This window comes from Sulfuracidifex tepidarius (assembly GCF_008326425.1).
Classification (GTDB): Archaea; Thermoproteota; Thermoprotei_A; order Sulfolobales; family Sulfolobaceae; genus Sulfuracidifex; species Sulfuracidifex tepidarius.
In genome coordinates, this window is the sequence record NZ_AP018929.1 from 1,790,632 (window position 1) to 1,802,667 (window position 12,036).

Annotated in this window: 11 protein-coding genes; 6 read left to right on the forward strand and 5 right to left on the reverse strand. The window is 42.6% G+C overall.

The window, feature by feature from the left end; genetic code table 11:
- Positions 1–11: 11 nt before the first annotated feature.
- Complete coding sequence (locus tag IC007_RS09340; protein ID WP_054845964.1) at positions 12–818, forward strand: hypothetical protein; 807 nt, start codon at positions 12–14, stop codon at positions 816–818.
- Here IC007_RS09340 and IC007_RS09345 read toward each other — a convergent pair.
- Positions 754–1,281 (reverse strand): hypothetical protein, encoded by a 528-nt coding sequence (locus IC007_RS09345; RefSeq protein WP_149528653.1) that lies wholly within the window; start codon positions 1,279–1,281, stop codon positions 754–756. The genes IC007_RS09340 and IC007_RS09345 overlap by 65 nt on opposite strands.
- 40 nt (positions 1,282–1,321) lie before the next feature.
- On the opposite strand from IC007_RS09345, the gene IC007_RS09350 reads away from it, so the two are divergent.
- Entirely contained in the window at positions 1,322–1,864 is a 543-nt protein-coding gene (locus IC007_RS09350; protein WP_054845965.1) for a MogA/MoaB family molybdenum cofactor biosynthesis protein, read from the forward strand.
- On the opposite strand, the gene IC007_RS09355 is transcribed toward IC007_RS09350, so the two are convergent.
- Positions 1,848–3,731 carry a 4Fe-4S dicluster domain-containing protein gene (locus IC007_RS09355; RefSeq protein WP_054845966.1) on the reverse strand — a complete coding sequence of 628 codons (1,884 nt, stop codon included), beginning with the start codon at positions 3,729–3,731 and terminating at the stop codon, positions 1,848–1,850. The genes IC007_RS09350 and IC007_RS09355 overlap by 17 nt on opposite strands.
- Positions 3,731–5,971 carry a DEAD/DEAH box helicase gene (locus tag IC007_RS09360; RefSeq protein ID WP_054845967.1) on the reverse strand — a complete coding sequence of 747 codons (2,241 nt, stop codon included), beginning with the start codon at positions 5,969–5,971 and terminating at the stop codon, positions 3,731–3,733. Before IC007_RS09360 ends, IC007_RS09355 begins: the two co-directional genes overlap by 1 nt.
- A gap of 33 nt (positions 5,972–6,004) precedes the next feature.
- Between IC007_RS09360 and IC007_RS09365 the strand changes: the two genes are divergently transcribed.
- Genes IC007_RS09365 through IC007_RS09380 form a run of 4 tightly spaced genes read left to right on the forward strand, consistent with a single transcriptional unit; the run spans position 6,005 to position 8,932 of the window.
- Complete coding sequence (locus IC007_RS09365; RefSeq protein WP_054845968.1) at positions 6,005–6,226, forward strand: hypothetical protein; 222 nt, start codon at positions 6,005–6,007, stop codon at positions 6,224–6,226.
- A gap of 15 nt (positions 6,227–6,241) precedes the next feature.
- A complete protein-coding gene (locus IC007_RS09370; RefSeq protein ID WP_149528654.1) occupies positions 6,242–7,630 on the forward strand; it encodes a 7-cyano-7-deazaguanine synthase in 1,389 nt (462 codons plus the stop codon).
- Between the two features lie 56 nt (positions 7,631–7,686).
- A complete protein-coding gene (locus IC007_RS09375) occupies positions 7,687–8,541 on the forward strand; it encodes a sulfite exporter TauE/SafE family protein (RefSeq protein ID WP_054845969.1) in 855 nt (284 codons plus the stop codon).
- Between the two features lie 10 nt (positions 8,542–8,551).
- A complete protein-coding gene (locus IC007_RS09380; RefSeq protein ID WP_054845970.1) occupies positions 8,552–8,932 on the forward strand; it encodes a DUF1634 domain-containing protein in 381 nt (126 codons plus the stop codon).
- 158 nt (positions 8,933–9,090) lie between these two features.
- On the opposite strand, the gene acs is transcribed toward IC007_RS09380, so the two are convergent.
- Entirely contained in the window at positions 9,091–11,037 is a 1,947-nt protein-coding gene (acs, locus tag IC007_RS09385) for an acetate--CoA ligase (RefSeq protein WP_149528656.1), read from the reverse strand.
- Positions 11,038–11,441: 404 nt separating this feature from the next.
- On the reverse strand, positions 11,442–12,035 hold the full coding sequence (locus IC007_RS09390) for a hypothetical protein (RefSeq protein WP_149528657.1): 594 nt from the start codon (positions 12,033–12,035) through the stop codon (positions 11,442–11,444).
- Position 12,036: the final 1 nt, after the last annotated feature.

Below are 12,036 nucleotides of genomic sequence, written 5' to 3' on the forward strand. Positions count from 1 at the left end.
AAACGCTTCCGATGAGAGTAGTAGAGGGATACTTACTAAGATATAAAGGAGGAGTTTGGGCTGTCAAAGGATGTGACCACCCTCAGGGGTACGTTGTAGCACTCCCGCGGGAGATAGACGGTTTAAAGGTTAAACGGATCAAGGAAGGGATGTCGATTGTGAAAGAAAGGTTTCCAGCGCTGATTAAATACTATGACAAGATAGGATTTGAGGTTCCATTGATACCCCTTAACGAAAGCCACGTGATAGACCCGTTCACCATTGTTCCCAAGGATTCAGTTTCAAGGGAGTTCGCCTCTTTCTTTCCGGGGGTAGGAATCACGGGTAGTATGGCGTACAGCGACTCCTGGAGGGATGTGGATTTCCTGTCTTTCAATCCTAGAGACTATGAAACTCTTCTTCGCATGAGGAATGAAGGCAAAACTTCTCCTCTATTCACGATACAGGAAAACGAAATGGAGACTCTAGACTCTTCGTCGTTCAGAAAGCTGAAACAAGAGAGGGTAACTGAAGGAGTTTACAAGGGGATGGAATACACTTTCAAAATAGTAGAATGTTTTGAATTCCCTCCAGTTGAAGGGAGAGAGGAGTTTCACGGAGAAGTGGAAATACTTCGTGAAGTGAAGCCACATACTCTTCCAGTGGTTTATTTAGCAAGGGATAGTCAAGGTAATAAATTGAGTCTGACCTCGTTCAGAACTAGGTTCGCAGACCTAAGGAAAGGGGATAAGCTAACTGTCAAGGGGACGATCCTTAAAAGGAGGGGAGGTTTCCTTGACCTTGATCTCGATATTGCTGAGATAGTATCTCTTCTGTGAGACTGTTAATTTTCTTAACTAAAAACCCGGATGTAAGTCCGTTCAGCACTACATTCAGTATTACCAGCACAGTGGACGAGTCCTGTGGGTTAGGTGACGCTTTAATGAGGGATTTTCTAAGATAATAAGAAATTATTATTTGATTTATGAAGGGGATTTCGATTACTATTCCAAGAAATAGAAGCAACAAAACTTGAAGAACCGGAACCTCTCTCCCTGAGATCATGTATGTCTTTGACATTGCGTCGTAAGTGAAATAAGTTATTCCGATCTGTGTGATGAAATATAACATCAGGAAGACGGAGGAGGTGTAAAGTAAGGGATAATTCGATATTTGAACTTGAACGGAACCTATTATAGAAACCCTTATTGATTCCGCATAGAGGAAAATTGCAATAGGCAAGGAGATGGAATGAAGTATGCCCACAAAAGGAGACAGCAAGTTGTAAACACTGTTTGTCATAACATGATATTTAAGTTGGCTGGAAATATCTTTATGCGTAATGTCTCATTCACACAAGGAACATAGGAGTCATGCCCCAAGAGAGTTAGGTTTCTTCGTTATCACTGTGAGTTCCTCTAGGTTTGAGAAATCTAGAAGAAAGGAACCGATAATAGACGAGTCAGGGGACGTGGCTAAGCAGCTGATCATAAGCTCTGGGAATAAACTTGAGGGTTACTCTTTAGTTCCGGACGATAAGTTGATGATACTTAAGTCAGTAGTGGACGCTTTATGTAAGGAGAATGTAGACGTGGTGGTAACAACTGGAGGTACAGGTTTCACTCCGTCCGACATGACAGTGGAGACCTTGAGGGGCATATTTGACAGGGAAGTGGAAGGGTTCGGACAAGTTTTCCGCTCTCTCAGCTTTAGTCAAGAGGAAGTAAAGAGCGCGTCTTACCTCTCTAAAGCCACGGCAGGGATAATCAGGGGGAAACTTATCTATGTCCTACCAGGTTCGCCCGACGCTGTGAAACTAGCAATGTCTGAGTTAGTGCTCCCAGAGGCAGGCCATTTGGTATATTTGGCTAGGTCTGAGCGTTAAGAATCACTGACTTCATTTTCTCTATAAGCTTGGAATCCCTTAGCTCATAAGGGAGGGAAGGCGTATAGATATAAAGTAGCTTAAGCGTAATGTAAGGTACATCACTGAATCCCTTAGAGATGGCCTCTTCTTGGATGCTCTGTAATACAGTGTCATTAATTCCTTCAAACCAGCTGAGATCATCTAAAATTATTTGAGTGTTTTCTGTACCTTTTTCAACTTTATCTTTTATCTGCTTGAAAGTCTCGATAAGGTCTGGTATCTGAGGCAGAGATAAGTCAAGGACTGAAGGTATTCCTAAACCTTTGCTTGTGAGAGGACAAAGGGTTACATCAGCCTTAAGGTCTGCTCTCATTCCCTCTCTGTTAACCTTGTTGAGGAAGAACGTGCTACAGTCGTGTATTTTTTTGTCGTCATCTGTCTTAGGTTCACTCTTCAGGAGACAAGGCACATGAAGCGACTTTCCTTTCACAGCATCAGGGTTCTTCTCGAGTAGCATGGTTCCTATGAAATCTATCTGAATCACCCTTCTAGCCTTCAATATCTGAAGGTAATAATGGTCTTCCGGTGTTATCGTTATGAGTTCTTCAATTCCCACAAGTTCATTCATGAGGAAATCTAAGTCGGGATTTCCTCTTATTAGTGAATTAGGGTTCACATTTAGATAAATAAATCCTACATCTAAGCCTAGTCTAGATAGATATTCTATACTTCTAAGTGCATAATCATAAAGTTCAGCTGAAATTGGAGTTAATACGACGTTTATCCTCTTCCTCAAGTCGTTCAGAGGTGGTCTTGGGCTCTGTTGAGGTAATGTAGGGTTTACGAACTTTCTAAGGTCTGTGATAATGTCTAGCTTTGCTGGGCATACAGATATGCATTGCCCGCAAACATGACAGTTAGAAACTTGGTCAGCCATTCCGTCACTTTGTAATACATAGAGCCCTAAAGGTGTGAAGGATACATCGTTACCCCTCTGTTTACCGTGAGGACATACATTTACACATGACCCGCAAAGTATACAACCGTTAAATATTGACTCCTCTATGGAGAACTTAACGTTGGGGATGCCGAGCAGCTTGTTGTTACTAGATATAGAGTATACAGCTTTGTCTTTTCTTACTCTGATTACTGCAAACTCAGCCATTTCAATGGCAGCTTCAAGGGAGAAGAGACTGTCCAGAGGAATCTCTCCCTCGTAGTAAAAAGGAGAGTCTATCTTATCGTAAAACGGGTTCCCTGGGGAACTAGAATTGAGGAAAGGCTTAAGCAAAATTTCTCTCGTCTCTGGGTAAGAAGCAACCACTTTCACACCCTCATTGTCCTTAACTACGGAAATGTCTCTAAATACTGGGATGGTGTTGTTATACCAACTTCTGACCATAGAGAAAAGCGAACTGGTATTACCTCTCCATTCTCTCCACGTTATTTTCTTGTTTTCTTTCTTTATGAAAACTTTCAGAGGAATTCCTCCGTTATATTTCCCCTGATAAAGTGTCCCATTGAATCCCTCCACTTCTACTTTAGCTGTCATAGACCCGAATTCGTTTAAACCGTACACAGGGTCTCCAAAGAATAGTGTGCCCCCGACTGTGAGGTTCAAGTTACCATGTAATTCTACGTTATACTTCTCTGAAACCTCCCTCCAAGTTGTTCCTGCCTTTACCGCTATCTTGTCGCCCAAGTCTTCGATACCAGTGTAATGGTTCATGTTTACTATTACGTCTCCTTCAGCTCCTCTAAACATCTCAAACCTAGGTATAGAACCCTGGGGTATCTCCACACCTTCTGTGAAATTGATTACTTTGGATGGCAGTTTCCCCTTCTTTGAAGGAGAAATGGCTGAAAGAATGTACTCCTCGTACATCAAACCACCGGTTCTCCCCACCTGTTGCTGTATATCTCTTTTCCCTCATCCTCTAATAGTCCCTTTATTAGTCTGTACGAAAGTTTTCTTGAAAGCATTCTGTTATTGTTTCCGCAATAGGGACTATAAACGCACTTAGGACATCCGTCCTCACATGTACAGTTTCCGGTTATTTCCTTGGAGATTTCATATGCAGATTCAAGCCTGTCATATAGCAACGCCGAGATTCCGTTACCTCCTATTGTAGAGTCGTAGATTGCCACATCCCCACTAGGGTAAGATACACCACTTAGGTCGGTCTGTGAAGCACCAGCAACTACCCTTGCAGATGCTATCAGAACGTGTTCCGTAGCGTGGAATGCCTTTATGCTTTCCTCCACGTTTTTCATCCACTCCATTACTGGATGTTTTATGTACACTCCTTTGGTTTTATAAGAGAAAGAAATAGGTTCGTCGTAAAAGACCTCTCGTTTGGGTTTATCTCTGCTTGAGCCTGACATTGAGTACATCGAATATCCAGTTACTATTTCTTGGATTTCCATTTCACCGTACTTTACGTCCATGTTTAACACTTTCTTACGATTTATTTCTTTAAATTCTTTAATATCAACAGTATAAATAGGTTTCGTATAAAAATCTGTTATTTTTGATTCTTCTAATTCAGCCCTCATCTTATCTAGATCGAGGATCTTCACTCTATAAGACCTCTTGGATGCTAGGTAATACCCGCCCGGGTAGAACTCGTAAAGCGCAACAGGAAGTTCCCGCTCTCCTACCTTTCTTTTTCCGTCGAATGCCTCAATTATTTTTCCAGAACTCCTCAGAGAGCTTTCTAAAAACTTGGTCTTGGTTAGGTGCGTTGGAAAGATGAAACCGTTATTTCTCTTCAAGTAACCTTCACACTCCAGCTCTGGTAATGCTCTCTTCCATATGTCTGGAAGTCTTTCCTCTGAAAGGACTTTCCTCTCCAGGAGCATTCCCAACAAGTGCATCTTAGCTACTTCCAAGTTAGTTGGGTCGAAAGGTATGGGAAGAAGTTCCCTTTGAAAGAACTCGTTAGGGTTCCTCAGGTAGTAAGACTCGATGGGGCTGTCTCCTAAGATGGTGAAGACGAAAGCTACTTTATTTCTCCTGCCTGCCCTTCCAGCCCTTTGTACGTACTTTGTGAAGGACGGCGGATCAGCTGACATTATAACGCAGTCTATAGAACCTATGTCTATTCCCAGCTCCAGCGTAGGGGTCGCCACAACGCCGTCAATTTTCCCTTCTCTCAGCATCTCCTCCACGCGTATTCTATACTCCTTGTCAGTCCCAGCCCTGTGGACCTCGAATTTCACGTGAAACCTCTCAGTTATCTTTGCAGTTACCTCTGCCATCTGCTGGGAGTCTACAAAGATGATGCTCTTAAGTCCCTTCCTTGCCAAGTAAGCCCCAAGGAAGGCTGAGAGTATCCATCTGCTAGAGCCGTTGCTGTCTATTAAAGCATGGATCGCCACTCCCTTTCTCCTTAACGTCCCCCTCAACAAGCTTCCAGAGCTCAGTCCGAACAATTCTTTGAAGAGAAAATCCGTGCCTCCTATGGTGGCGCTAGATGCAACTATTTGAGGTTTCCTGTCAAAAGCTAACCTTTCCGATATCCATCTCAGGTGGGCCCCCATGACCCCTTCATATACATGAACTTCGTCAAAGATGAACATGGATGACTCTCTTATTAGGGACGAAAACCTATCGCTTAGAGGTAAGCCTCTGTGAACCATGTCTGGGTTCGTCACCAGCAGATCTGGAGGACTATCGCTTAGTTCTCTCCTCTCCTTCTCGGAGGTGTCACCGTCAAAAATCCCGACGGTGACGTCACATTTGTCTGTTATCCTCCTTATCCTCTTGACCTGGTCTCTGGCCAAAGCCTTAGCGGGATAGACTAAGACTACCTTCTCTCCGCTCATTGCTCTCTCTACCGCTGGTATTAAGAATGCCTCAGTTTTCCCAGTCCCAGTCCCAGACACTATCATGAGGTTCTCTCCTTTCATGATCCTTTCGATCGCCTCGGCTTGGAATTTGTAAAGTCTCTGTATTCCTTCTTGTATGAGTGCGTCCTTCAACTTCTGAGAAATTTCAAGAGAGATCACGGGAGGGCCCAGATCAGGATCCATGGAAGTTTCTGTCCTGACGTGAACTATCTTAGCCGAAAAGGAAGCTAAGGCCTTACTAACGTCTGACAAGAAATCATCGAGCTGTTCCACAGTTTTTTAAATTCAGCATTCTCGCATAAAAGCATGTCATCGAAAGACGTCCTTGATTCAAGGTCGCTTAGCTCATTTCTCTTGTCAATGAGTAACGTACTCAGGAAGGATGATAAACTGGAAGTAGTTGTATATTCAAAAGACATACAGGAATGCCCTGGAATAGCTATGGAACATAATTTCGCCATAATTGACGGAGAAGAGGACGGCGAAGATAAGATAAAGTTAGTTCTAGTATATAAGGGTAAACCCTGATAGGTTGAGGTTCTCATGTGCAGCGTCTCAGGAGTGATCCTACTGAATCCTTCCAGATACAAGGAAGTCGAGGAGAAATTTTCGAGGATAATGAAGCTTGCTGAGGACAGAGGAAGAGATAGCTTTGGAATCGTTGCAATTAGAGAGGACGGGTCAATCATGTCCTCCAGATCTCTTGGCAGACCTTCTGAGCATGAAGAGAAACTCTTGGGTGTCTTCGACGAGAAGACGTCTGTGGTAGTTTCCAACAATAGGGCGGAGCCTACCACGGAGTATGTGAAGTTGAAGGAGGAAAAGGACATACAGCCTTTCGAAGGAGAAAGGTTCGTAGTTTCTCACAACGGTGTTATAGCAAACGATAAGGAACTGGAGATCAAATATTCACTCCACAGAAAATCTAACATAGATACCTCAGTAATACCCCCATTTTTGGACAAGCTCTGGGACGGCACTCCGGAGAAGCTAGCTGACCTGCTGAAAGAGGTGAGGGGGAGCTTCGCCTTCATAATAGCTGACAAGAGACATCCAGATAGGCTCTTCGTAGCACAGAACTTTAAGCCAGTGTACATGGCATATGATCAGACCTTGGAAGCTATATTTTTCTCTTCTCTGGACGAGTTTCTAGACGAAGGTCCTTTTTACCCTATGAATATTAGGAAACTTGAGCCGTACTCAGTTGTAGAAGTAACCAAAAGGAAGGAGATCAAGGAGGTCAAGCTTCAAAGTGAAGAGAATAAGAGAGCACTCGTGATAGCTAGTGGCGGGCTAGACTCTACTGTGGCAGCGACGAAGTTGCTGAAGGAAGGGTACGAAGTAACTTTGCTTCATTTCAACTACCATCATAAGGCAGAGGAGAAGGAGAAAGAAGCAGTTATAAACATAGCTAGGTTCCTTAACGTTGACTTGATGGAAGTGAATACTGATCTTTTCAGGCTGGTTGGAGGCACAACCCTTCTTAAAGGAGGTGGAGAAATAGTTAAGGACAGATCTGGAATAGAGGGGGCTGAGTTCGCCCATGAATGGGTTCCCGCAAGGAACTTGATATTCCTTTCTGTCGCCCTTGCGATAGCAGAGACTAAAGGTTTCTCTTACATTGCGACCGGGATAAACTTAGAGGAATCAGGGGCGTATCCGGATAACGAGATGGAGTTCAATAGGCTATTCGATAAAATGTCTCCATACGCTACTGGTCCAAACAAAACGGTTAGAGTTCTCATGCCTGTCGGAAACCTGATGAAGAGGGAGATAGTCAAATTAGGAGTTGAAATAGGGGCGCCACTACATCTTACGTGGAGTTGTTATGAAGGAGGAGATAAACACTGTGGAAAGTGCGGTCCTTGCTTCATGCGTAAGGAAGCTTTCAGAATAAACGGGCTTGTAGATCCAGTACAGTATGAAAGTTAAAGTTAGACGTTGAACAAATGGCAATTTTAAAATGCCTAGAAACTCAATTCTCTCTTATGACACCACTGGAGCTGTTTATTGTCCTTGCAGTAGCAAGTGCCATATCAGGTATCTTAGGGTCTTTAACCGGTTTAGGAGGTGCCACTTTCCTAGTCCCTATCTATTCTCTTTTCTTAGGGATTCCAATTCAGTATGCCTCAGGGGCATCATTGATCTCTACGATAGCAACGTCTGCAGGGGCTACTAGTGCAAACGTGAAAAACAAGATAGTTAACATCAGGATCGGCATGTCATTAGAAATAGCCACCACACTCGGTTCCATAGTTGGTAGCCTAACTGTAGCGTTCATATACTCTCATCATTTAGAGAACGTGATATACGTAGTATTTGGGTTGGTTCTTCTCTCTCAAGTCTACGTTCAGTTGAAGAGGAGCAAGTTCGAGCTACCAAAACCCATGAAGCCAGATTGGTCAACCAAGATTTTCTCTCTCCACGGAAGCTATTACGATATGGCATTAGATAAACAAGTAGAGTATTACGGAGTGAGGTGGTGGTTAGGAGAGATAATAATGTTCATGGCAGGGTACATTTCTGGACTGCTTGGTATAGGATCTGGCGCTCTTAAGGTTCTTGGCATGGATTGGGCTATGAACTTGCCGATGAAAGTTAGTACTACCACTAGCAATTTCATGATAGGGGTTACAGCAGCAACGGGTAGCTCCATCTATTGGGTTTTCGGCTACATACAGCCATTTATCGCAGCTGCTACTGCGATAGGTGTTCTAGCAGGTGCAATACTGGGGGCAAGGTTAATACCAAAGGTTAGAAATAGCAGGATCAGGCTAATATTTACTGCTATCCTGGTTATCCTAGGGATTCAAATGCTATTAAGGGGTTTAGGACTATTCTGAGGTGACTTGAATGGGAGAACTTGAGGAAATAGTAGGCCACATAGCTAAGGCAGGAGTTTATCTGATCTTCGGATTCCTCGTGGTAGGTAGCATTCTTCTCTTCATTGAAGGAAAAGGTGATGGTAGATCCTTGTCAGAGATATCATCTCCTCACTCTACCTTCAATACTTCATTGATATCATCATCAATAGTCTATGGTTTAGCCAAGGGGGATCCAATATCTTTCATTTCCGTAGGTTTAATGATATTGGTAGCTATTCCAGTTATTTGGATAGCCACTGGGATAATAAAATATGCATTTGAAAGAAATAAGGTTTACACGATAGTGTCCATAATAGTACTCTTCGACCTTCTGTTTGCGATATTCGTTATACCATATCTAGTTAAATAAAATAAATACAATAAAACTATACTATCATTATTTTTTGATTAATCTGCTGTTTTCTATAGATCAGAATATATGGCAAGTTTATACTAAAATTTTATTATAAAAATAGATCTGCTTAATAACCTATAATTATTAAAAAAGGTAAGGCCTTATAGGCTTAGTTATTGATTCTGTTTCTTGATTTCGTTCTCGAACTCGCTTATTACTCTTTTCAGTTCATCTAATGAAGTCTCATCTTCTAACGTAGTAGTATCTCCTGTCTGCTGTCCAGAAAGGACCGATCTGATCAGCCTCCTCATTATTTTCCCGCTCCTTGTCTTCGGCAACTTAGTCACGAAATATATATCTTTCATTATGACTAATGAGCCCAAGTTATTTCTTATGTGAGACAGTATCTGTTTCTTGAGATCCTCGCTGGGCTGGTATCCTTGTTTTAGAACTACTGCAGCTACAGCTACTTCACCTCTCACCGGATCTGGGACTCCTATTACAGCACTTTCAGCTACTCCAGGGAAGGATATCAGCACGTCCTCTATTTCTCTAGTTCCTATTCTATGTCCTGCAATTTTGAGAACTTCATCAGCTCTGCCAAGTATGAAGAAGAATCCGTCCTCATCGCGTACTGCGTAGTCACCTGGGTAGTAAATTCCCTGGAACTTTGACCAGTAAGTACTAATGTACCTATCAGGGTCTCCCCATACCCCAGCTAACATTCCGGGCCAAGGCCTTCTTATAACAATGTAGCCCTTTTCCCTTGCATTTGCTTTCTCCCCGCTTTCATTTATGACATCTGCATCTACTCCTGGAAGAGGTAATCCGTTTGCGCTCGGCTTCAACATGTAATTTCCTAATCCAGGAGTTGCAGAGATCATGATTCCCCCAGTCTCAGTTTGCCACCAAGTGTCCACTATCGGGAGCTCATTATTGCCTATGTTCCTGCTGTACCACCTCCATGCTTCGGGATTGATAGGTTCTCCTACGCTACCTAGTATTCTGAGGTTGCTTAAATCGTGCATCTTTGGCCATTCGTCTCCGTACTTCATTAGGGCTCTGATCGCAGTAGGTGAAGTGTAGAATACTGTAACTCCGTATTTCTCTATCAAGTCCCACCATTTATCAGGATTAGGGTAGTCCGGCACACCTTCATACATCAGCGTAGTAGCTCCTGCCTGAAGCGGCCCGTAAACTATGTAGGAGTGGCCGGTGATCCATCCTATATCAGCGGTGTTGAAGAAAACGTCATCGTCATGCAAATCGAAGACCCACTTGGTCGTAAGGTAAGTCCATAACCCGTAACCTCCGTGAAGATGGTATATACCCTTCGGCTTACCAGTAGTTCCAGAAGTGTATAAAATGAAAAGCGGATCCGTAGAAGAGGTCTCTTCAGGGTCTACCTTCTTATATCCTGTCTTGGAAACCAGCTCGTGATAGTAGACGTCCCTTCCTTCCTTCATTTGAGTGTCCTCGAAGTGAGGTCTTTTCACCACTATAACTTTCTCCACCGAAGGGGCTTGTTTCAAAGCCTCGTCAACAACCTGTTTTAAAGGAATCTTCTTACCCCTTCTTACGGTGTAATCTGTGGTCACGACTACCTTAGCTTTGGCGTCGTTTATTCTATCAGCTATAGCTTGTTGTGAAAAACCTGAGAAAACCACGCTATGAACCGCACCTATCCTAGCTGCTGCTAGCAAGGTCACGGGCAATTCCGGCATCAAGGGTAAATACGTGAGTATTCTATCTCCTTTCTTTACTCCTAAATCATGTAACGTTTTGGCGAACCTGTTAACCTCATTAAAGAGCTGTCCATAGGTTAACGTCTTAGATTCTCCAGTTTCGCTCTCCCATATGAGTGCTGCCTTATTTTTCTTCCACGTTTTGACGTGTCTGTCTAGCGCGTTCTGAGTGATGTTTATGAGCCCGTCTGGAAACCATCTGTAGAAAGGAGGGTTCGACTCGTCTAAAACCTTTGAGAACGGCTTGATCCAGTCTAAGCTCTCCGCTTGTTCCCTCCAGAAGTTCTCAGCATCGCCAATAGATCTTCGATATGTTAACTTATATGGAGACAATGTGTATTTCTCGTTGAAAGGTAGGTTCTCTTCTTGTGCCATGGTAAATAATCTCGATTCCTAAATTATTAAAGTGATACTCTCCTGATAATTGTTAATTAGACCTAATATCTATCTTTGCCTGATGATGTTCTTCTCATCGATTCTGGTTCTCACCTTTCGGGCTCAGCTAAGAGGCTCAGAGGGCCGTCTCATTGAGTTAGCGATATCAATGACGTCTAGATAGTTTCCGTAACCTTTTACAAGTGCTTGTCATCAACACCCCAAAGAGGTTTTCAGCCTTTTATAATGAAAATTGACAATAAATTTGATATCATCTTATTATATATAAGTTGAGAAATTCCTAAGGCTATATAAATGAAAAATCTTCACTAAATTGCTTTAAAGGTCTTTCATACTTAATGAAATCAATCATGTTTTTCCTACTTAGTGTTTAGAATTAATCGCTAATTGGTTTGCATCATTCTCTTAATACTCCGCTTAAGGAATTCCTTTCTAACGTTAAGAATCTTCATGTTGACTTCCACTGATTCCCTCATCTGAGCTTCTGTGAAAAGTTTGCATTTTCCTTCTCTAAATACCTCGTCGAAAGCCCCTTCCATTTCGTCTCTTATCTCCTCCTCTTTGAAGGTATCTATGATCTCAAGCCCTGATAAAAAGTCCTCGTCTTTACTCCATATGTCGAACTTAGTTACCCTTTCATGGATTATCTTTTGGATCATGTAAGTAGGTTTCCATGTGGAAAGAGCATGACCGTGATCTATTATGTATCCCTTTCCGTCTTTTGCCATAACGTGACTTTCCTTCATGTCGACGTTGAGTATCCATTCCTCGAAAGCTACTGCTAACCTCAATTTGTCTATGTTCTGTAAATTAGGATGTCCCATTTCAGTGAGATATTCCATAACTATTCCGTACTTATCATTGAACGTGAATGGTTTGACCTCAAGCAGAGGAAATCCCATCTTTCTTCCTATTCTACTTGAAAATATTTCTGTAGCTATTTCTAGTGAGACGTTATGATCTTTATATTCTCTCATC